The organism is Candidatus Binatia bacterium (assembly GCA_036563615.1).
GTDB lineage: Bacteria > Desulfobacterota > Binatia > UBA12015 > UBA12015 > DATCMB01.
Genome location: DATCMB010000009.1, coordinates 165765 through 187511, shown reverse-complemented (window position 1 = coordinate 187511; position 21747 = coordinate 165765). Strand labels below are relative to the sequence as shown.

17 protein-coding genes and 1 pseudogene are annotated in these 21747 nt (G+C 71.7%); 7 read left to right on the top strand and 11 right to left on the bottom strand.

Annotation, left to right across the window (positions count from 1 at the left end):
* The first annotated feature begins 146 nt into the window (after nt 1-146).
* Together VIS07_08595 and VIS07_08590 are read left to right on the top strand one after the other, a co-directional pair.
* Nucleotides 147-605 carry a response regulator gene (locus VIS07_08595; GenBank protein HEY8515558.1) on the top strand — a complete coding sequence of 153 codons (459 nt, stop codon included), beginning with the start codon at nt 147-149 and terminating at the stop codon, nt 603-605.
* Nucleotides 606-745: 140 nt separating this feature from the next.
* On the top strand, nt 746-1999 hold the full coding sequence (locus VIS07_08590) for an alpha-L-fucosidase (GenBank protein ID HEY8515557.1): 1254 nt from the start codon (nt 746-748) through the stop codon (nt 1997-1999).
* Between the two features lie 61 nt (nt 2000-2060).
* On the opposite strand, the gene VIS07_08585 is transcribed toward VIS07_08590, so the two are convergent.
* On the bottom strand, nt 2061-3428 hold the full coding sequence (locus tag VIS07_08585) for an MATE family efflux transporter (protein ID HEY8515556.1): 1368 nt from the start codon (nt 3426-3428) through the stop codon (nt 2061-2063).
* A gap of 64 nt (nt 3429-3492) precedes the next feature.
* Nucleotides 3493-4170 carry a helix-turn-helix domain-containing protein gene (locus VIS07_08580; protein ID HEY8515555.1) on the bottom strand — a complete coding sequence of 226 codons (678 nt, stop codon included), beginning with the start codon at nt 4168-4170 and terminating at the stop codon, nt 3493-3495.
* A gap of 82 nt (nt 4171-4252) precedes the next feature.
* On the opposite strand from VIS07_08580, the gene VIS07_08575 reads away from it, so the two are divergent.
* Nucleotides 4253-4978, top strand: a complete 726-nt coding sequence (locus VIS07_08575; GenBank protein HEY8515554.1) for a Coq4 family protein — start codon at nt 4253-4255, stop codon at nt 4976-4978.
* A gap of 81 nt (nt 4979-5059) precedes the next feature.
* On the opposite strand, the gene VIS07_08570 is transcribed toward VIS07_08575, so the two are convergent.
* The 4 genes from VIS07_08570 to VIS07_08555 all read right to left on the bottom strand — a co-directional run bounded on the left by VIS07_08570 (nt 5060) and on the right by VIS07_08555 (nt 10242).
* Nucleotides 5060-5983, bottom strand: a complete 924-nt coding sequence (locus VIS07_08570; GenBank protein ID HEY8515553.1) for a nuclear transport factor 2 family protein — start codon at nt 5981-5983, stop codon at nt 5060-5062.
* Between the two features lie 11 nt (nt 5984-5994).
* Nucleotides 5995-8178 (bottom strand): molybdopterin-dependent oxidoreductase, encoded by a 2184-nt coding sequence (locus tag VIS07_08565; protein ID HEY8515552.1) that lies wholly within the window; start codon nt 8176-8178, stop codon nt 5995-5997.
* Nucleotide 8179: 1 nt separating this feature from the next.
* A complete protein-coding gene (locus VIS07_08560) occupies nt 8180-9160 on the bottom strand; it encodes a nuclear transport factor 2 family protein (protein HEY8515551.1) in 981 nt (326 codons plus the stop codon).
* 524 nt (nt 9161-9684) lie between these two features.
* On the bottom strand, nt 9685-10242 hold the full coding sequence (locus VIS07_08555; protein ID HEY8515550.1) for a hypothetical protein: 558 nt from the start codon (nt 10240-10242) through the stop codon (nt 9685-9687).
* Nucleotides 10243-10484: 242 nt separating this feature from the next.
* On the opposite strand from VIS07_08555, the gene VIS07_08550 reads away from it, so the two are divergent.
* Entirely contained in the window at nt 10485-12041 is a 1557-nt protein-coding gene (locus VIS07_08550) for a PLP-dependent aminotransferase family protein (protein ID HEY8515549.1), read from the top strand.
* An 87-nt stretch (nt 12042-12128) separates the two neighbouring features.
* Nucleotides 12129-12482, top strand: a complete 354-nt coding sequence (locus VIS07_08545) for a DUF3303 family protein (protein HEY8515548.1) — start codon at nt 12129-12131, stop codon at nt 12480-12482.
* A gap of 2 nt (nt 12483-12484) precedes the next feature.
* Here the strand turns inward: VIS07_08545 and VIS07_08540 are convergent, their stop codons facing one another.
* The 5 genes from VIS07_08540 to VIS07_08520 form a co-directional block, all read right to left on the bottom strand.
* The gene (locus VIS07_08540) at nt 12485-12880 is read right to left on the bottom strand and encodes a hypothetical protein (GenBank protein ID HEY8515547.1); all 396 of its coding nucleotides are present in this window, start codon (nt 12878-12880) and stop codon (nt 12485-12487) included.
* Nucleotides 12881-12930: 50 nt separating this feature from the next.
* On the bottom strand, nt 12931-13356 hold the full coding sequence (locus VIS07_08535; GenBank protein ID HEY8515546.1) for a hypothetical protein: 426 nt from the start codon (nt 13354-13356) through the stop codon (nt 12931-12933).
* 357 nt (nt 13357-13713) lie between these two features.
* Nucleotides 13714-15117, bottom strand: coding sequence for an aldehyde dehydrogenase family protein (locus VIS07_08530; GenBank protein ID HEY8515545.1), 1404 nt, complete (start codon nt 15115-15117; stop codon nt 13714-13716).
* A 188-nt stretch (nt 15118-15305) separates the two neighbouring features.
* Nucleotides 15306-17963, bottom strand: a complete 2658-nt coding sequence (locus VIS07_08525) for a heavy metal translocating P-type ATPase (protein ID HEY8515544.1) — start codon at nt 17961-17963, stop codon at nt 15306-15308.
* Between the two features lie 66 nt (nt 17964-18029).
* The gene (locus tag VIS07_08520) at nt 18030-19301 is read right to left on the bottom strand and encodes an acyl-CoA dehydrogenase family protein (GenBank protein HEY8515543.1); all 1272 of its coding nucleotides are present in this window, start codon (nt 19299-19301) and stop codon (nt 18030-18032) included.
* 842 nt (nt 19302-20143) lie between these two features.
* Between VIS07_08520 and VIS07_08515 the strand changes: the two are divergent.
* A pseudogene (locus VIS07_08515) lies at nt 20144-20499 on the top strand (amidohydrolase family protein).
* A 382-nt stretch (nt 20500-20881) separates the two neighbouring features.
* Nucleotides 20882-21565: a DUF1566 domain-containing protein gene (locus VIS07_08510; protein ID HEY8515542.1), complete on the top strand. Its 684-nt coding sequence runs from the start codon at nt 20882-20884 to the stop codon at nt 21563-21565.
* Nucleotides 21566-21747 lie beyond the last annotated feature (182 nt).

The following is a 21747-nucleotide window of genomic DNA, read 5'->3' as shown; positions in this document are numbered from 1 at the left end:
GCGAGTTACAGGACGCGCCGCGGCGCCTGCCACTTCGGGCGCGCTCGAGTCGCGGGCATCGCTCTTGCTGTTCTGATCTGCTGTTCTTGGGTTTCGAGTCGATGCGTCCACGCGCGAAGAGCACGAGTCTGGAAGAGCGACGCCGCATGCCGCGCACGCCGCGGCTCGGTCGGCGCTTCACGCGCTGGCTGCGCGCACGGGTGTCGCGCCGTGCGCAGACGCGCCCCGCGCCCGAGCCGTGCGACGTGCTGGTGGTCGGCCGCGACCGCGACTTCCGCGAGTCGCTCACGATGCTGCTCGCCGCCGACGGCGTGTCCGCCACCGAGGCCGCGTTCGGACGCGACGCGCTCTGCCGGCTGCCGCAGCACGCGCCACGCCTGGTCGTGCTCGACCTCGACGACGAGCCATCGGACGGCATCGCCTTCCTCGAGACCAAGCGCATGCTCTGGCGGCGAGACCTGCGCGCCGTGCCGGTGCTGGCGCTGACGGGCGACGAGCTGCTTGCGCGCTCCGCCGAGGAGCTCGGCGCGACCCTGGTGCTGCGCAAGCCGACGCGCTTCGACGTCCTGCTCGATCGCGTCGACCTCGAGCTCGCGCGGGCGTAGCGCGTCGCACCGGACGCCGTTCGTGCTCGCGCGTCTGTGCTTGACATGAACGCGACTGCGCCCACACATCGCGGCGCCGCACGTGCGAACGACGCGGCGCGCGATGGCGGACGCGGTCTCCGGTGTGCGATGAGGGCCGGATGAGCAAGTGGTTCGAAGACGCACGGTTCGGCATGTTCATCCACTTCGGTCACTCCAGCGCGCGGGGGCTCGAGCTCTCGTGGCCGCTCGTCGGCGGGACCAAGGCCATGCCGTACTGCCAGGACGTGCCGGCGGCGGAGTACCACGCGGGCGCCGCGAGCTTCGCGCCGCGCAAGGGTGTCGCGCACGAGTGGATGGCGGCCGCGAAGCGCGCCGGCATGCGCTACGCGGTCCTGACCACGAAGCACCACGACGGCTTCGCGCTCTTCGACACGAAGCTCAGCACCTTCTCGGCGATGCACGCGCCGTATCGCGGCGACCTCGTGCGCGAGTACGTCGACGCCGCGCGCGCAGCGGGGCTCCGCGTCGGCTTCTACTTCTCGCTGTGCGACTGGCACCATCCCGACTATCCGCCGTTCACCGACGCGGACCGTCCCTACACGTACGGCATGAAGCCGCGCCCGACCGAGGAGCAGTGGCAGCGCTACCTCGAGTTCCTCTTCGGCCAGATCCGCGAGCTGCTGACCAACTACGGCCGCATCGACCTGCTGTGGTTCGACGGCGGCTGGGAGCGTCGCGCCTCGGAGTGGAAGAGCGACGAGCTCGAGAAGATGATCCGCTCTTTGCAGCCGGAGATCGTGCTCAACGACCGCCTGCCCGGCGTCGGCGACTACGACACGCCGGAGCAGTTCGTCCCCGCCGTGCCGCCCGCACGCGCCTGGGAGACGTGCTTGACGATGAACGAGAGCTGGGGCCACGTGCCGGCCGACACCGACTACAAGTCGGCACGCCAGCTCGTGCACACGCTGTGCGAGGTCGCGGGACGCGGCGGCAACCTGCTGCTCAACGTCTCGCCAACCGGCGACGGCAGCCTCCCGGAGTGGCAGGTCGAGCGCCTCGACGTGATCTCGCAGTGGATGGCGCAGCACGCCGAAGCGATCCACGACACGCGGCCCGGGCTCGAGCCGTGGCAGTTCTACGGCCCGTCGACGCGCAAGGGGAACCGCATCTTCCTCCACCTGCTCTCACGGCCGTACGAGACGGTCGCGGTGCGCGGGCTGCCGGTGCGCAAGGTGCGCGGCGTGCGCGACCTCGCGACCGGCACGGCGCTCGAGCACCGCGCGCGCTGCACGGTGGTCGACACGCTGTTCAACCAGAACCCGATCGGCGAGCTGACGATCACGGTGCCCGAGCGTCTGATCGATCCGCTCGCGACGGTGATCGAGCTCGAGCTCGAGCCGGACGCACTCTGAGCGCGCGCGAGGCTCGCCGCGCAACGCCGCGCGACGCTGCCTGATCGACGCGCGCGAGGCGTCAGGCGGCGTCGCGCGCGGCCAGCGTCGCGCCGCGCCGCCGCAGCTCGCGCACGAACAGCGCCGCGAGCACGAGGCTCGCGAGCACGTTGCCGGCGGCGATGGTCGCGAACACCGCGCTCTCGCGGAGCCCGAGCGCGCCGACGCACAGCGACGCGGCGCCGAGCACGATCGGCACGCGCACCGCCATGACGACGAGTGGCGGGGTGGCGCGCCCTAGCCCCTGGAACGCGAACGCCAGCACCATCGACAGCCCGACGAAGGGGTACGACGGACCGACGATGCGGAAGTAGAGCGCGCCCACCGCGTGGATCCCGGGGTCGTCGGTGAAGATCCCCATCCACAGCGACGGTCGCCACCACAGCACGGCGCTCGCGACCAGCATCAGGACGGAGATCAGCGCGCAGGCCGAGCAAACGTACGCGGCGATCCGCTCGGGACGACGCGCGCCGGTCGCGAGCCCGACCAGCGTCAGCACCGCCGCGCTCACGCCGAAGGCGAACGACAGCAGCACGAAGTCGAGCCGCGTGCCGAGGCCGTAGGCCGCGAGGTCCGGCGTGCCGAGGCGCGCCACCACGCCGGTCAGCACCATGACGCCGACGTAGTTGATCGTCGTCGAGAGCGACGCCGGGATGCCGATGCGCAGGATCTCGCGCAGCGGCTCGAGCGCAGCGCGCGGCCGGACGAAGCGCGGCCGCAGCACGGCCTGCCCCCGGTAGAGAAAGACGATGCGCGGCAGCATGGCGAGGAACTGCGACAGCAGCATCGCGCCCGCGGCCCCCGGAAGCCCCAGGTCGAGCACGAACATGAAGACCGGCGTCAAGAGGATCTGCAGCAGCAGCGAGGTGCTCGACCAGATCGCCGGCACGCGGACGTTGCCCTCGCCGCGCAGCACGCTGTCGAGCATGCCGGCGAGAAACGTGATCGCGGCGCCGCCGAACAGCACGCGCGCAAACCCGGTCGCGTCGTCGAGCACCGTGCCGCGCCCGCCCATCCAGGCGAAGATCGTGCGCCCGGCGATCTGCATCACCACCGCGAACAGCACGCCGATCGCGATCGCGAGCAGGAACGCGCTGCCGGCCGTCGCGTTGGCGTGCTCCGTGCGCCGCGCGCCGAGCGCGCGCGCGATCGCCGACGTCGTGCCGCCGCCGATGCCGCCGCCCATCGCGGTCATCGCGACCAGCGAGATCGGGAAGACCAGCGAAACGGCGGCGATCGCGTCCGCCCCGAGGCGGCTCACGTAGTACGTGTAGAGCACGTTCGACACCGCGGCGACGAGCATGACGACCGTCGTCGGCACCGCGAGCCGCGTGATCGCGGGCAGCGGCTCGAGCGCGAGCAGGTGCTCTGGAGGTCGCCCCTTGCTCATCGGCGTCGGCGCGAGCGCGCACGGGCGGCGGACGTGGCTCGCGCCACGACGACGCCGCGCGGCCTCAGCGCTTGCTCCTCCTGCGACGCGCCGGCGTCGTCGCGCCGCGCAGATGCTCGTCGAGCAGACGCGCGAGCCAGATGCGGAAGCGACGCTGCACCGTGGCATCGTTGGACGCGCCGGCGAGACGATTCAAGACGTCGCCCATCAGCGCGTCGCCGAGCATCGCCACCGCGACCAGCCGCACCGTGAAGTCCGCCTCCTCGCGCGCCGGCGGCCGCGCGCCGGACGCCTTCGCTTCTTCGACGAGACGTCGGTGTACCGCGTCGCCGAGCATGCGCAGGGTCTGCTGCTGTGGCGGCGGCTCGCTGCGCGTTCGCGGCGTACGCTCGCTCAGCGCCGCCCAGGCGAGGAGCCGCGCGTGTCCCGACTCGCCGAGCGTCTCGAAGACGCGGTCGAGCACCGCCTCGGGCGCGGTGCTGCGGCTCGGGTCGGAGATCGCGCGCAGCACGTCGTCGTTGAGCGCGCCGATCGCCGAGCGCGCGAGCGCCTGCATCAGCCCCTCGCGGCTCTCGAAGTGGTGCAGGATCGTCGGGTGCGAGATGCCGAGGTCGCGCGCGATGTCCTGCAGACGGATCGCCTCGGGTCCGCCCTCCGCGAGCCGACGCTGCGCCGCGGCGAGGATCTCGTGCCGCGCCTCTTCCGCGGTGCGTCGTCGGCGTGGCTTTCGCGTCGCCGCCACTATTGACAATCCTGTACGTAGCCGGATACTGACATTCTGTCAGCAGCTATCACGCCCCGTGCGTCCGGTCACGGAGTTCGAGATGTCCGAGTCGAAGCAGCTCAAGCCCAGGAAGAAGCGCATCCAGCCGCTGCGCGCCTGGCGCGCGATCCGCGAGCTGATCGCGAACCCCGACGATACGGCGAAGGTGTTCGAGATCATCGACGCGCTGTCGGGCAACTCCGGCGAGCGTCAGTTCCAGCGCTTCCGCGCGACCCCGACCGGCGAGCGCATCCTGCGCGAGAAGCGCAACCTGCTCGAGACGCTCGACAACCGCGAGTACCTGCGCTCGCTGCCCCCGGGCACGCTCGGCCGCGCGTACTACGAGTTCATGGAGCGCGAGCAGATCAGCGGGAAGGGCCTCGCCGACGCGAGCATGGTGGCGCGGCGTGACGACATCGGCCCCGAGCGGCGCCTCTTCGCCGACCGCCTGCGCGACATGCACGACCTCTGGCACGTCGCGACCGGGTACGGCCGAGACCTGGTCGGCGAGGCGGCGCTCCTCGCCTTCAGCTACGCGCAGACCCGCAACCCCGGGGTCGGCTTCATCGTCGCCGTCGCCTGGCTGCGCGCGAAGGGCGACGGCGCGTTCGCCCGCCCGGTGATCGTCGAGGGCTACAAGCGCGGGCGTCGCGCCGCGTGGCTCCCGGCGGCCGACTGGGAGCACCTGCTGACGCTGCCGCTCGAGCGCGTGCGCGCCGAGCTCAACCTCGGCACGCCGCCGCAGTACATCCCGATTCGCTCCGCCGGCGCGCCGGCCGTCGCCTGATCGGATCGCGCGAGCGCGCGACGCCGTCGTGCTCGCGCGCCGTCCCGACGCGCCTGCGCGCGGCTCCCGACGCGACGCGCGCTACGCCGCGGCGAGCGCGCGTGCCAGCGAGGCGGCGTCGAAGTAGCGGCGCGCGGCGAGCACGCGGCCGTCGACCAGGTCGAAGCGATCGGCGATGCCGAGCGCGTAGGTGCCGCGCGCGGTCGGCACGCTCGCTTCCCACTCGACGAAGACCAGCGCGTCGTCACCGGCGACCGCGCGCGCGACCGGCACGGCGCCGCGCAGCAGCGTCGCGAGCCGCGCGAGGTAGCCTTCTGCTTCGGCGCCGTGCAGCGGCGTCGGCGCGCCGGGCGCGATCAGCACCGCGTCGTCGCGGAAATGCGCCACGAGCTCGGCGAAGCTGCCGCCACGCCAGCAGCGAGCGAGGAGCGCCACCAGCGCGTCGCGCGCGAGCCCGCGCTCGTCGGTGCCGGGCGGCGCGGGACGAGCGAGCGCGTCGTCGTCGGCGACGGGCGCGGCGGGCAGCAGGTCCGCGAGCCGCGGCGCTTCCGGCTCGAGCGCCGCGAGCAGCGGCGCGCGGTCGTAGTAGCGTCGCCCGCGGCGCACGCGGTCGCCGTCGAGGTCGATGCGGTAGACCGAGCGCCACGCCTTGCGCGCGCCGAAGATCGTCGCCTCGTTGCGCGCCTCGACGAACAGCGCGCCGCCGCTCACGCGCCAGCGCTCGGGTGCCATGACGAAGCCCTGCACGAGCGCCAGCGTCGCCTCGATGCTCGCCGGGATCTCGTCGTAGCCGATCGGGCGCTCCATGCCGTCGTCGAACAGCGTCGCCTCGGGGTGGAAGAGCGGCATGTAGGTCTCGACGCTGGGTGCTGCGCCGAAGCGGCGGAAGCGCTCGAGGAAGCGGGCGACGTCCGCGTCGCTCGCGTGTGCGATTGTCGGAGGAGCGGGCGCACGTCGTGCGGCGTCCGCGGCGTCGGTGTGCACGATGGCCGTCTGCGTCTGCACGGCGCCTCTCCTCAGCTCGCGATGCGCTCGTCGAGCGCGGCGCGCGGAAAGAGACGCACCGGCACGCCGTTCAGGACCGACTGGCCGGCGACGGCGTCGACCAGCGTCTCGTCCGTCCAGTCGTTGATCGACACGCCCGGCGTCGCACCCGCGACCTTCTGCCACGGCGCCGCCTTCGCGTGCCCCCAGCCGTGCGGCAGGCTCACGACGCCGGGCATCATCTCGTCGGTGACGCGCACGCGCACCTCGCCGCGGTGCACGCGGCTCTCCATCACCACGACGTCGCCGTCGCCGATGCCGCATGCGGCCGCGTCATCGGGGTGGACGTAGAGCAGGCAGCGCTCGGAGCCCGCGACCATCGCCGGGACGTTGTGCATCCAGGAGTTGTTGGTGCGCTGCTCGCGGCGTCCGATGAGCAGCAGCACGCCGTCCGCGCGCGGCTCGTCGAGCGACCTGAGGAAGCGGTCCCACTCCTCGAGGATCGGCTGCGGCGCGAGGTGGATGCGCCGATCTTTGTGCTGGACGCGGCGCGAGATGCCGGGCTCGAGCGGACCGAGATCGATGCCGTGCTCCGCGCGCTCGAGATCGCGCATCGTGAGGCCCTTGCGCCACGGCAGGAAGCCGTCGCCCCAGGCGCCGGTGCGCAGCAGGAAGGAGATCGTCGGACGCGGCGTCCAGCGCAGCCCCAGGCGCTCGGCGAAGTTCAGCACGCGGTCGAGCGCCGGCACGCCGCTCGGGCCGCCGCCGAGCCGGCGCGTCAGCGCGAGCAGGATCTCCCAGTCGTGCAGCTCGTCCGGGCGCTTCTCGACCACCGGCGGCGAGCGCCGCACGACGTTGCGCACCGAGATCAGCGGGAACAGCACGTCGAAGTGCTCCTCGGTGAGCGTCCACGCCGGCGGCAGGATGAGGTCCGCATGGCGTGTGGTCTCGTTCACGTAGAGGTCGATCGACGCCATGAACTCGAGGCGCTCGAGCGCGCGGTCGAGCCGGCCGCCGTTGGGCACCGACAGCACCGGGTTGCCGGCGAAGGTGAGCAGCGCCCGCACCTGCCCCTCCCCTTCGGTCTCGATCTCGTCCGCGAGCACCGCGGACGGCACCTCGCCGAACGTCTCGGGAAGATTGCGCACGCGCGTTCGCCAGCGGTCGTGGCCGTCGCCGCCCCCGAGCTGGATCAGGCGGACGGTGTCGATCGCGGGCGTGGTGAACATCGCACCGCCCTCGCGTCCGACGCGCCCCGCGACCACGTTCAGGAGGTCGGTCGCGTAGGTCCCGAGCGTGCCGAAGCGGCCGTTGCACACGCCGATGCGCGAGTACACGACGCCGGACGGCGCGGCGACGAGCTCGCGCGCGAGGCGCTCGATGGTCGCGCGCGGCACGCCGCTCGAGCGCGCGCAGGCATCGACGTCGAGCGCGCGCAGGCGCGGCTCGATCTGCTCCCAGCCGCCGACGACGTCGCGCACGTCCTCCGGCAGCCCGCGCTCGCGCACGATGGTCGCCGCCATCGCGAGCAGGAACGCCGCGTCGCCGCCGGGACGGATCGGCACGTGCTCGTCGGCCTCGCGCGCGGTCTCGGTGCGGCGCGGGTCGACGACCACCACCTTGCCGCCGCGCGCGCGCACCGCGCGCAGACGCCCGCGGATGTTCGGCGCGGTCATCACGCTGCCGTTCGACACCACCGGGTTCGCGCCGACACAGAGGAAGTAGTGCGTGCGGTCGACGTCGGGGATCGGCACGACCAGCGAGCTGCCGTAGAGGTAGTACGAGGTCGCGAAGCGCACGCTCACGTCCTGCGAGCCGGCGCCGAAGTTGTTGCGCGTGCCGAGCGCGCGCGAGAGCGCCGTGCGCAGGATCAGCGCGCCGTGGTTGTGGATGATCGGGTTGCCCCAGTAGACCGCGACGGCGTTGCGTCCGTGCTTTTGCTTGACCTCGGCGAAGCGGCTCGCCGCGAGGTCGAGCGCGTCGTCCCACGAGATCGGCTCGAAGACGCCGCGCGCGTTGCGCTTGACGGGGCGACGCAGCCGGTCGGGATCGTCGTGCACCTTGGCGATCGCGATCCCCTTCGGGCAGGCGAAGCCGCGCGAGAACGGGTCGTCGTGGTCGGGGCGCACCTGCAGGATGCGGTCGCCCTCGACCTCGAAGCTGAGCCCGCAGGTCGCCTCGCACAGCGTGCAGACGCGATGCACCGTGCGCGCCACGTCACGCCCCCGCCGCCGCGAGCGGCGCCGCGTGCTGCTCGGCGGCGACGAGCCCGCCGAGCGCGCGCTGCACGGACTCGACCGGCACGCCGATCTGGCGGCACAGCGTCGCGAGGTCGAAGAAGAAGCGCTCGCCGCGCAGCGCCGTCGAGTCGCAGGCGAAGACCGAGACGAACGGCAGGCGTGCGGCGCGTCCGGTCGGCGCCAGGTCGAGCAGCGGGCCGGCGAAGGTCAGGTGCACGTCGCCCCAGCACGCGACCGAGTCGCCCTCGGCGCTCATGCCCTCGACGGTGACCCCGTAGTCGGGGAAGGCCGCGAAGAAGAGCTCGAGCTGCGGCCGCGCCTCGTCCTTGCCGCGCACGATCGTGCCGAAGGGCGGGCAGTCGAGGACGAAGTCCTGGCTGCAGATGGCGAGCGCCGCCTCGACGTCCTGCTGGCTCTTCGCCGCGCCGTAGCAGCGCACGAGGCTGCGGCGGACGGCGAGCTCGAGGTCGCGCAGGTCGTGCGGCGCGGCGTCGGCCGCGAGCGGCGCGCCGGCGGGACGCAGTCGCGCGCCGTGCTCGCGCAGGTAGGCCGCGGCGCGCTCGCCGGCGCCGGCCTCCGGCGTGTCGAGCAGCTCCGCGATGCGGCCGTCACGATACTTGACGACGTGGTCGCCGGTCATGCGGAGCTCCGGCAAGCCCGCGCGCCGCAGCGTCAGCGCGTAGCGCATCCAGACCCCGTCCTCGCGCACGACCGGACCGGCGAGGATCTCCGGGATGCGCACGTCGAAGCGCCGGTCCATGTCGTGCGTGCTCGCTCGCAGAGCCGCTACCACGCCGTCGCGCCCCGTGCCGCCTTCACCGAACGGCCCCGCGCCGGGCGACGCGTAGCGCGCGTCGGCGGTGAAGTGATCGCCGAGCTGCGACCAGTCGTCCGTCAGCCAGGCGAGCTCGAACGCCTGGACGTAGCCAAAGAACCTCGCGAGATCGCTCGTTGCCATCGTGGCCTCCTCGGCGCGGTTGCGCCTGGGTGACGAGCTTGGCTCCCGCGGGTGGCCCGAGAAAGGGCCACAATTCGCGTTTTCTCAGGAACCAGCTGAAGGTAGCGCTCTGCGGGATCTGCGCTCAGCTGAACGTTCGTCGCAGCAAGTGAACGCGCTCGGCGACCGGACCACTGTGAGGTGACGCGAACGCATGCGCTGCGAGGGGCCCGAGCCGCTGGCCCGACGGATACGGGACACCGAGATGGTAGGCCGCGGTGATGAACTCACCGGAGTCCTCGAGCGGCACCGTCGGCGCGAGGGTCGCGACGTAGAGGAGGAGCGGCAAAGGGAACGCCGCGAGCTCAGCGATGATCTGGGTCCGTGTGGCGGCTGGTCGGTCGGCACTCGTCAGCAAGGGGCCGCACTACCGGCGCGTCACGGAGCGCTAGCGATCCACCCCTGGCGCCGCACGTTGGCGATCCCTTCGGCAGGTGCGAACGAGCGCGCAAGCCCGGCGTCGCGCGAAAGACCGGAGCGCGTCGTCAGCCGGCGGTCTCGTGGAAGCACTCTCCGACCGGCGAGCACTGTCCGATGCGCGGGTAGGCACCGGGGTGGGGGATTGCGCAGTCGTCGATGAACTTTCCGAGCTCGTCCGTGGTCGACACGATCGCGTCGTAGCAGGTGTTGTCCGTCACCTGGCAGCAGATCGACACCGGCGTGATCGGGTCGCTCACGCAGCGGCCGTCGCCGAAGCACGTACCGTCGCTGCAGTCCGAACCCCGGCAGGTCCTTCCCACGGAGAAGCGGCCGCCGCCGACGGTGACGCAGGCCTGCGGGCTCAGCGACTGGGTGGCGCAGATCGACCCTCCGGAGCCGTCGGAGAACTCACAGCAACCGTTGAGCTCGACCTGGCAATCCACACAGAAGTCTTGCCCGTCGCAGAACTCCCCGGGGTCGACGATGCCGTTGCCGCAGCCCGGCGTCGGACGTGGTGTCGCGACCGGTGTGGGCGTCGGCTGGCTTTTGTTCTTGTCACCGTCGCCGCAGGCAGCGGCGAGGGTCAGAGCGAGCAGGACGAGGACACGCGCAATGGTCTGCACGGGCGCGTCTCGTGCCACGAAGTTTGGCGCGCCAACAAGACGGAAAGCGCCAAGACGCGCGCTCGGAGGCGTCCGTCCCAAGCACCCGCCAAAGCACCCGCTCGCTCTCGCTGCGCACCGCCGGCGTCCGCGACGGCGAGCTGCGTCGAGCGTGCGCGCGACGCTCGCTCGATCCGGAAGCGGCTTCCCTACTGGCCCCACGTGCCGCTGCACATCCATCGTCCTTCTGGTACCAGCGCCGCGTGCTCCATCTGCGCCTCGACGGCGACGGACCGCTGCACCGCCAGACCTACCGCGCGCTGCGCGACGCGATCCTCGCCGGACGCCTGCGTCCCGGCGAGCGCCTCACCTCGTCGCGCGACCTGGCGGCCGAGCTCGGCGTGTCGCGCAACACGGTCCTGCAAGCCTACGACCGCCTCGTCGCGGAGGGCTACGCGACGACGCGTCCGGCATCGGGCACGTACGTCGCCGACGCGCTGCCGGCGCGACCGGCCGGTGCGAGCAGCTCGACGGGCGCGCGCGGCGTCACGAGTGGAGCACGCGCGAGCACGGGCGGAGCACGGAGCACAGCCGGCGGAGCACGCGGCGCTGCGGCACGACAGCGCGACGCACATCCGCCGACGATGTCCGCCTTCGCGCGTCGCTTCACGGAAGCCGTGCCGACGAACCGCGCGACCTGGAGCTTGCCGCGCGAGCCCCTGCCCTACGACTTCCGCTACGGCGAGCCGTCGTACGCCGACCTGCCGCTCGCCACCTGGGCGCGTCTGCTCGGACGCCGCGCGCGCCGGCTGTCGGTGCGCCGCCTCGCCTACCAGCCGCCGGGCGGCGCGGAGGAGCTGCGCCGCGCGCTCGCGGGCTACCTCTCCCGCGCGCGCGCCGTGGTGTGCGCGCCGGAGCAGGTGCTGATCGTGCGCGGCTCGCAGCAGGCGATCGATCTCACGATGCGGCTGCTCGTCGATCCGGGCGACACGGTCGTGCTCGAGGAGCCGCACTACACGGGCTTCTCGTTCTGCGCGGCTGCGGCGGGCGCCAGGCTCGTGCACGTGCCGGTCGACGAGCAAGGGCTGCGCACGAGCGAGCTCGGCCGGATCCGCGCCGCGCGCCTCGCCTGCGTCACGCCGTCGCACCAGTTTCCCGCGGGCGGCGTGCTCGCGCTGCCGCGCCGGCTCGAGCTGCTCGACTGGGCGCGCACGCGCTCCGCCTACGTCCTCGAGGACGACTACGACGGCGAGTTTCGCTTCGCGGGTCAGCCGCTCGAGTGCCTGCAGGCGCTCGATCGCGACGGACGCGTGCTCTACTCCGGCACGGCGTCGAAGATCCTCTTCCCGGCGCTCAGGATCGGCTGGCTCGTCGTTCCGGAAGAGTTGCTTGACGTCTTCCGCGCGGCGCTGGCGCTGGCCGACACCGGCACCGCGACGCTCGAGCAGCTCGCCTTCGCGGATCTCATCGCGGAAGGACACCTCGAGCGCCACGTGCGCCGCATCCGCCTGCGCCACGCGACGCGGCGCGCAGCACTGCTCGACGCCGTCGCGCGCGAGCTCGGCTCGCGCGCCGAGCTGCTCGGCGAGAGCGCCGGGCTGCACGTCCTGCTGCGCCTGCGCGAGCTCGGCCGCCGCGACGTCACGCGGCTGCGCGCGGCCTGCCGCGAGCGCGGCGTCGGCGTGTACCCGGCCGCGCACTTCTACGCCGAGCCGCCGCCGTACGCCGAGCTGCTGCTCGGCTACGGCAGCCTGAGCGAGCGCGCGATCCGCGAGGGCATCCGCCGCCTGGCGCAGGCGCTCGACGCGCTCGGGCGTTAGCGCCCAGCAAATTTTGGTCGCGCAGGTACTTGCGGCGGCATGCGGACTGCGCTCTGCTGCGCCGACAGCCCGTCAAGGAGAAGTCCCATGCTGTTCATGTGTCAGGGAAGGCCGCGACCGAACATCTCGCTCGACGACCGTCAGCGCGCCCTCAAGCTGTACGGCGCCTGGCAGCCGCCGCCCGGGATCACGATCCGAGGTCACTACCTCGGCGCGCACGGCGGCGACTTCGTGATCCTCGAGACCGACTCGATCGAGGCGCTGATCGAGGCAACCGGCGCGTGGGCGCCGTTCATCGAGTACCAGGTGACGCCGATCGTCGAGGCGCAGGCGGGCGTGCCGATGCTGGCGCGCGCCGAACAAGCCTGCGCCAAGCTGCTCGAGGAGGTGGCGCCGCGGTCCTTCGCAGACGTCGCCGCGAAGGACCGCGTCCTCGCTTAGGATCAGCGGAGCTCCGCCGAGCGCAGCGGCTCGGGATCGCCCGGATCGACGTCGTCGAGGATGACCAGGGTGCCGCGCAGGTGCTTCGCGTTGCCCGACGTGGTCGCCGAGCAGGCGTACGCCGCGTTGTTCCCGATGTTGGCGAACACCGAGCAGTTGTCACCCGGCTGCAGCGGCGCGCCGCAGAAGTTCGAGCCCGGCAGCGCGTTGCCGGCCTCGTCGTGGATGGTCACGGTCACCGACGTCGGCGTCTTGCCGACGTTGCGCACGATGCACTGCGCGCGGTTCTGAACGTTGCCGCCGAAGGCCGCCGGGCTCGAGATCGTCTGCGCTGCGTGCGCGACACCGTGAAGCCCGAGCATGCTCGCGGCCGCGGACATCAAGATCAGCTTTCTCACGTTCGTTCTCCTTCCTTCTCTTTCTGCCGATGCGTGCGGAGCGACCGCGCTCAGCGCAGATCCTCGGCGACGAGAACCTTCTGGCCGAACACCGTCAGGGCGCGAAACTCCACCGACGCGCGCACGTTCTTCGCGCTTCCCGACACCACTGCCGTGCAGCCGAACGCGACGTCGTCGGGAAGGTCGTTGATCAGCGCGACGCAGGTGCGGCCCGGGGCCAGCGGCACGGCGTTGCAGTTCTGGAAGCTCGACGGCAGGTCGCTGCCGAAGTTCTGCTGGAACTTCACCTCCAGCTTGACGGGCTTCTTGCCGACGTTGCGCACGTAGCAGGCGGCCGCGTTGCCGAGCATGCTGCCGCCGACGAAGTCGGTGGCGTGGAAGGTCGGCAGCATCGGGCTCGACAGCGTCGCCGCCTGCGCGACCGCCGTCGTTCCCACGAGCGCGGCGACCGCAGCCAATCGGGTCAAGATCTTCATACGGGCTCCTCGATCCAGAGGATCGTTTCGACGACGAGAGATTTCGTCGCGGCTCCAAGCGAGCGCGAAACGGCAGGAGCAACGCGCGTACCGTCGCGCATGGCGCGAGAAGAGCCCGTCAATTCGTCGCTTGTCGTCGGGGGAAGCGTCGGAGAGACCGACTGCGGATCGGCGCGATATATCGCCGTGAGCTAGCGGCGTTGCGCCGGGGGGTCGGAATCAGGAGCGCGCGGCGTGTCCAGCGAATGGCAGCGCGCGCGAGGAGCGAACGGAGAGAAGCTTGGAGCTCGAAGGGGTCGGAGCGCGCAGCGCGGCCGGTGCACGACCGCGCTGCAGCGCTCCGCTCGCCCGTGTCGTCTAGCGCTTGGTGTCGACGACCTGGACCTGCGTGAACTCGGCGTAGCCCCAGCGCCCGTTCTCGACGCCGATGCCGCTCCACTTGTGGCCGCCGAACGGCTGGAACGGCGACAGGTCGAGGTGCTGGTTGATCCAGATCGTGCCCGCCTCGAGCTCGCGCGCGACCTCCTGGGCCCGCTGCAGGTCGGCCGACCACACCGAGCCGCCGAGGCCGTAGTTGGTGCGGTTCGCCTGCTCGAGCGCGTCGGACAGGTGCTTGTACTTGACGATCGGCAGCGCGGTGCCGAACTGCTCCTCGTCGACGAGCTGCACACCCTCACCGACGTTGGTCACGATCGTCGGCGGCAGGAAGTAGCCCTTCGGGCCGAGCGGCTCGCCGCCGACCTCGATCTTGCCGCCGGCGCGCTTCGCGTCCTCGACCATGGAGAGCACCTTCTTGAACTGCGGCTCGTTGTTGATCGGGCCGAGCTCGACGTCGGGCTCGAGGCCGTTGCCGACCTTGGTGCGCTTCGCGCGATCGACGAGCCGCGCGACGATCGCGTCGTGCAGCTTCTCCGGGACGTAGAGACGCTTGATCGCCGCGCACACCTGGCCGGAGTTCTGGAACGCGCCCCAGAACAGCCCCTCGGCGATCTGGTCGGGATCGACGTCGTCGAGCACGATCGCCGGATCGTTGCCGCCGAGCTCGAGGGTGACGCGCTTCAGGTCGTCGGCCGCGGCCTGCATCACCTTCTTGCCGGTCGCGACGCTGCCGGTGAACGAGATCTTGCGCACGCCCGGGTGGCGGGTCAGCTCGGCGCCGAGGTCGTTGCCGCCCGAGAGCACGTTGAGCACGCCCGGCGGCAGGACTTCGCGCAGCGCGTCGGCGACGAGGAGCGACGAGAGCGGCGTGAACGGCGACGGCTTCGCGACCACCGTGTTGCCGGCGAGGAACGCGGGCGCGAGCTTCCACGACAGCAGGATCACCGGGAAGTTCCACGGCGTGATCGCGGCCACCACGCCGAGCGGCTTGCGCACGACCTCGACCCGCTTCTGGCCGTCGTCCTGCAGCACCTCGGGCTCGATCTGGAGGTTGGCGAAGTACGAGAACCACATCGAGGCCCCGAAGACCTCCATCATCGCCTGCTGCAGCGGCTTGCCCTGCTCCTGCGACAGGATCGGCGCGATCTCGCCGGCCTTCGCCTGCAGCGTCGCCGCGCAGGCGTTGAGCTTCTCGCGCCGCAGCGCCTCGTCCTTGCGCCACGTCTTGAAGGCGCGCGCCGCGGCGTCGACCGCCTCGTCGACGTGCGCCTTGGTCGCGCGCGCGCACGTCGCGAAGGGCTCGCCGAACGCCGGATTGATCACCGGATCCTGCTCGCTGGTATTGACGATCCGACCGTCAATCAGCATGCCGTAGCTCTGCATCGCCAGACCTCTCTTCTCTCCTCGAGTTTGCGAACCTTTGCCGACCGGAAACCGTGGGGATGCCGGGCATCCTACGGGGACGCGGCGCGCGCTCGCAACTGGGCCCGGGCGTCGAAGACGACGCCCCGCGTCGAGAGGGATCGCCACATGTGATTGACGCTGCGTGAGCACGGGAGCCGTCGGCTCATCTACGCCTCGAGCTTCACCGTCCGCAGACGCAGCGCGTTGGCGATCACCGACACCGAGCTCAGCGACATCGCCGCGGCGGCGAAGATCGGGCTCAGCAGCAGGCCGAGCACGGGGTACAGCACGCCCGCCGCGACCGGGACGCCGGCCGCGTTGTACACGAAGGCGAAGAACAGGTTCTGGCGGATGTTGCGCATGGTCGCCGCGGACAGCCGCCGCGCGCGCACGATGCCGGTGAGGTCGCCCTTGAGAAGCGTGACGCCGGCGCTCTCGATCGCGACGTCGGTGCCGGTGCCCATCGCGATGCCGACGTCCGCAGCGGCGAGCGCCGGCGCGTCGTTGACGCCGTCGCCCGCCATCGCGACGACGCGGCCCTGCGCGCGCAGACGGCGCACGACGTCGCCCTTCGCCTCGGGCAGCACCTCGGCCTCGACCTCGTCGATGCCGAGCTCGGACGCGACCGCCTGCGCGGTCGCGCGGTTGTCGCCGGTCAGCATGACGACGCGCACGCCGTCCTCGCGCAGCGCGCGGATCGCGTCGCGCGTCGTCGGCTTGATCGGGTCGGAGACGGCGAGCAGACCTGCGGGACGGCCGTCGACCGCGAGGAACATCACCGTCGCACCCTTCGCGCGCAGCTCGCCGGCCGCTTGCTCGAGCTCCTGCACCGCGACGCCCGACTCCTCGAGTAGGCGGCGGCTGCCGAGCAGCAGCTTGCGTCCCTCGACCGCGCCGACGACGCCCTTGCCGGTCGGCGCGTCGAAGCCCGTCACCTCCGACGTCGCGAGACCGCGCTCGCGGGCGCCGGCGACGATCGCGGTCGCGAGCGGATGCTCGCTCGGACGCTCGAGGCTCGCGGCGAGACGCAGCACCTCGTCCTCGGTGAAGCCCGCAGCAGCGCGCACCGCGGTGAGCGCCGGACGTCCCTCGGTGAGCGTGCCCGTCTTGTCGACCACCAGCGTGTCGACCTTCTCCATGCGCTCGAGCGCTTCCGCGTTCTTGATCAGCACGCCGGCCGTGGCGCCGCGTCCGACGCCGACCATGATCGACATCGGCGTCGCGAGACCGAGCGCGCACGGACACGCGATGATCAGCACGCTCACCGCCGCGACCAGCGCGTAGCCCATCGCGGGCGGCGGGCCGAAGAGCGACCAGCCGACGAACGCCGCCACCGCGACCAGCAGCACGGCCGGCACGAACCAGCCCGCGACGCGGTCGGCGAGGCGCTGGATCGGCGCGCGGCTGCGCTGCGCCTCCGACACCATCTGCACGATGTGCGCGAGCATCGTGTCGCGCCCGACCTTCTCGGCGCGCATGACGAAGCTGCCGCTGCGGTTGAGCGTGCCGCCGATCACGCGCGCGCCCGCTTCCTTGGTGACCGGCATCGACTCGCCGGTGACCATCGACTCGTCGACCGCGCTGCGGCCTTCGACCAGCACGCCGTCGACCGGCACCCTCTCGCCGGGGCGCACGCGCAAGAGATCGCCGACCTGCACGTCCTCCAGCGCGACCTCCTCGTCGTCGCCCGACGCGCGCACGCGGCGCGCGGTCTTCGGGCTCAGGTCGAGCAGCGCGCGGATCGCGCCTCCCGTGCGCTCGCGGGCGCGCAGCTCGAGCACCTGCCCGAGCAGCACGAGCACGACGATCACCGCCGCGGCCTCGAAGTACACCGCGACGCTGCCGTCCGGAGCGCGGAACGCCGCGGGGAAGATCCCGGGCGCGAGCGTCGCGACCACGCTGTAGAGCCACGCGGTGCCGGTGCCGATCGCGATCAGCGTGAACATGTTGAGGCTGCGCGCGCGGATCGACGCCCAGCCGCGGACGAAGAACGGCCAGCCCGCCCACAGCACGACCGGCGTGGCGAGCACGAGCTGGATCCAGGTCGAGACGCGCGCGGGTACCAGGTGCGCGCGACCGAGCAGGTGACCGCCCATCTCGAGCGCGAACACCGGCAGCGTCAGCACGAGGCCGATCCAGAAGCGCCGCCGCATGTCGAGGAGCTCCTCGTTCGGTCCGGCGTCGGCGGTGACGAGCTCGGGCTCGAGCGCCATGCCGCAGATCGGGCACGTGCCCGGACCGACCTGCCGCACCTCGGGGTGCATCGGGCAGGTGTAGATCGCGCCCTCGGGTGCCGGCTGCGCTTCGCTGCGCGCACGCTCCTCGGGCGACGCGAGGAAGCGCGCCGGCTCGGCGAGGAAGCGCTCGCGGCAGCGCGCGGAGCAGAAGAAGTACTCCTTGCCGTCGTGCTCGGCGCGGTGCTTCGCGGTCGCGGGGTCGACGCTCATGCCGCAGACCGGGTCCTTGGCGCCGCCCGCGTGCGCGGCGTGGTGGCCGTGGCCGTGTCCCGCGTGAGCAGCGTGCGCGTCCCCGTGCGTCGCGTGGTACTGGCAGCCCTCGTGCGAACCGCCGCCGTGCGCGTGCTGCTCGTGCGAAGCTTGGCCGTGCGCGTGCGCCGCGTGCGCGGCGTCACCGTGCGCGTGGCAGGCGCCGTGCGTCTGCGCGTCGTCCGCGCCGTGCGCCGCAGCGTGCGGGTCACGCGCCTCGGCCGCCGCAGCGCGCGCGTCGCCCGCGTCGTGCGTCGCCGCGGGGGCGTCCGACGCAGCACGCTCCTTCGAGCAGCACGCGTGCGACGACTGCGCGGCCGTCCGGTGGGAATCGCTCATGACAGCCTCCTGCGGACGACCGTATACCCCGTGGGGGTATTTGTCCAGGCGTCCCTGAACGAGTCGTCAGCCCTCGCTCACGCCCTTCGGCGCGCGCTGCTTCATGAAGCCGAACATGTAGCCCGCGACCCGCCGCATCTGGATCTCCTCCGTGCCCTCGGTGATCCGGTAGCGGCGGTGGTGGCGGTAGATGTGCTCGAACGGCTTGTGGCGCGAGTAGCCGAGCCCGCCGTGGATCTGCATCGCGCGGTCGGCCGCCTCGCAGCACAGCCGGTTCGCCCAGTAGTTGCACATCGACACCTTGTCCGACGCGGCGAAGTTGCCCTTGGTGTCCATGATCCACGCCGTCTTGTGGATCAGCGCGCGCAGCATCTCGCACTGCGTCTGCAGTTCGACGAGCGGGAACTGGATGCCCTGGTTCTCGGCGAGCGGCTTGCCAAAGGGCTTGCGCACCTTCGCGTACTCGACGGACTCGTTGATGCAGTACTGCGCGGCGCCCAGGCTCGACGCTGCTTGACGGATGCGGTTCTCGTTGAAGAAGTGCTGCACGACCGCGAGCCCGCGCCCCTCGCCGCCGAAGATCGCGTCGTGCGGCACGCGGACGTTCTTCAGCGTCACGTGGGCGTGATCGGTCGGCATGTTGAACGTCCACAGGTACTTCTCGACCTTGAAGCCCTCCGCGGACGTCGGGACGAGGAACGCCGTGATGCCGTGCGCGTCGCCGGGCTTGCCGCTCGTGCGCGCGAAGATCAGGTCGTAGTCGGCGACGTGCACGCCGGTGTTCCAGGTCTTCTCGCCGTTGATCTCCCAGATGTCGCCGCGGCGCACGGCGGTGGTCTCCATGTGCGTCGCGTCCGAGCCGTGCTCGGGCTCGGTGATGCCGAAGGCGAAGCCGGTGGTGCCGGCGAGCAGACCGTCGAGGAACTGCTCTTTTTGCTTGTCGGTGCCGTACTCGATCATGAGCAGCAGCCCGACGTGGTTCGAGACGATCGAGTGCTCGTTCTGCAGGTCGCAGTGCAGCCCGAGCCCCTTCGCCGCGAGGTGCTCGCGAATGATCGCCATGCCGAGGTTGGTGCCGTCGCGTCCGCCGAGCGACTTCGGCAGCGGGTAGCGGTAGATGCCGGCCTCGTCGGCCATGCGCCGCACCTTGTGCAGCAGCGCCTCCCACTCGCGGTTCGGCAGGCCGCCGCGATCCCAGTCCGTGCGCGCGTCCTCGCGCCGGTGGTCGAAGAAGCGGATGTTGTCGTCCTGCTGCTCGAGCGGCCTGAGCTTCTGCTCGATGAACGCGTCCATCTCGTCGAGGAACGCGGCGATGTCGGCGGGGATCTCGAAGTCCATGCCCGGCAGTTGAGCCTGGCTCCGGGCACTCCGTCAATGGTGCGCCCCCGCGCGCTGCAGTCGCCGTTTCCGCGGCCGGGAACAGCGCTCGGGCTGCACGCGCCGCGCGCGAAGTCGACCTCGCCTGTCCTCCAAAGTTCGATCCGATCGCCGTCGAAACGAGCGACAGGCACCGCGTCCAGGCGGCGTCGCGTGCCGCTCGGCCGCCGTCGCTGCACGAAAGGAACGCGCGCGAGCGGCGCGCTCGTCGCTGCGCCGTCGTGCTCGCCGCGAGGTGGCCGGAGCGCGTTGCCGCCGGATGGCGCGGGAGAAGTCACGATGCGCAAGATCACGGCTCGGGCGTTCGTCGTCGCCGCGCTTCTGGGAGGCTTTCTCACGGGCGGCGAGGCCGGCACGCGAGCCAGCCTCGAGAAGTCCGCGTTCACGCCCAGCGTCGTGCGCGCGACCGTCAGCGATGCGCACGAAGAAGAGGGCGCTGCGATGTGTCTGACCTGCGAACTCGTGCAGGCCCTGGCGTCGACGGCCGGAGGCGTCGTCGGACCGCGCCCCGCCGTCGCAGCCGACGCGTCCGCGACACCCGCGGCGAAGACCGAGCCGGCAGGCGGTACGGTCGCGACCGGTACCGCAAGCGATGCGTCACCGGCGTCGGTCGTCTTCCGCGGCAGCCGCGTTTACACCGTCGACCCGAAGCGCCCGTGGGCCGAGGCGGTCGCGATCCGTGACGGAGCGATCGTCGCCGTCGGCTCGGACCAAGAAATCGCAAAATTCACTGGGCCCGACACCACGGTCGTCGAGCTCGTGGGTCGCAAGATGCTGCCGGGGTTCGTCGAGGCGCACATGAATCCGGCGGCGAGGTGTCGTTCGGCACGGACTGGCCGGCGGCCGGCTACTTCTCGACGTACAAGCTCGACTCGCTGCAGGTCGCGGTGTCACGCGTCAACTCGTCGGCAAGCCCGGCGCGCCGGTGCTCGAGCCGGCAGGCGAGCGTCTCGACCTCGCGCAGGCGATCCGCGCCAGCACCATGGGCAGCGCGCGCCAGCTCCGCCTCGACCACCAGATCGGATCGATCGAGGTCGGGAAGCGCGCGGATCTGGTCGTGCTCGAGCGCAACCTGTTCGACATCGACCCGCACGAGATCGCGCAGACGCGCGTCGACATGACGATGATGGACGGCCGCTTCACGCACGGCACGCCGTAGCCGATCGTCCATCCCGCTCGGATTTGGGCTTGACCGGCGTTTCACGCTTGCCAAGAAGACGAGAGCCCGCTCCGACGTCTCATGCCCGGGCTTCGCTTCGAAGGAGAGACCGCACGTGAGAGCCCGAGCCATCGCCCTGACGGCGCTTCTCGTTTGCCTGCTCGCCACCGCCGCGCACGCGGGCCGTCCGACGGCCAGCGAGCGCTGCGCCGCCGACCTCGAGCGTGCCTTGGCGACGTACGTACAGTGCCGCTTCGACGCCGAGTCGCGCCACGCGACGATGCGCCGTCCGTCGCAGCGCGCGGACGCGCTCGCGCGATGCGCGCGGAAGCTGACCAGTGCGTTTGCGCGGGCGCAGGCGCGGCACGGGGCGAGCTGCGCCGTGACCGAGACGGCGTCCGCCTTCGGTGACTACTTGACGCAATGCACGGATGTCGTGGTCGAAGCCGTCACGAGCGGTGCGGCGCTTCCGGACTGCGCGGGCGATCCGGCTACGTGCGAGGCGCTCCCGCGCGCGCCGCTACTCAAGACGGGACAGACGATCCGTTACGGCACCGGCAGCGACGGTGACCTGCAGCGCGGTGTCGCGCGCGACTTCGTCGACAACGGCGACGGCACGATCACCGACGTCAGGACCGGGCTCATGTGGGAGAAGAAGTCCCGCGACGGCTCGATCCACGACGTGGACGACATCTACACCTGGAGCGTCGAAGGCTCGCCGTCCGAGCTGAACGGGACGGTCGTGACGGTCTTCCTCGCGACGCTCAACGCGGGCGAGGGCTTCGCGGGCTACACCGACTGGCGCCTGCCGAACGTCTTCGAGCTCGAGAGCTTGCGGAACCTCGGTGCCGCCGACCCCGCCGCGTTTCCCGAGTTCGACACCGCGTGCGCGCCCGGCTGCACCGTGCTCACGTGTAGCTGCACGGCGTCCTGGGACCACTGGACCTCGACGTCGTACGCGGACGACCCGCTGCGCGCGTGGCTCGTCTCGTTCAAGGGCGGCTTCACGTCGCTCGACCTCAAGCCGAACGCCAATCCGGTCCGTGCCGTGCGCGGCGGCTCGTAGGTCGGCGCTCGCGGACGCGGGCTCGAGGCATCGACGCGCCGGCGGGAGTCGGAGGAATTGGCCGCGCGGCGGTCGCTGGCCCACCGCCGCCACTTCCGCTCGCCGCAATGTCCACGACGGAGTCTGGCGGCCGACGCGTCCGCCCGGGCGACACTCGCCGGCTCGCCGTCAGGGGCGGGTGC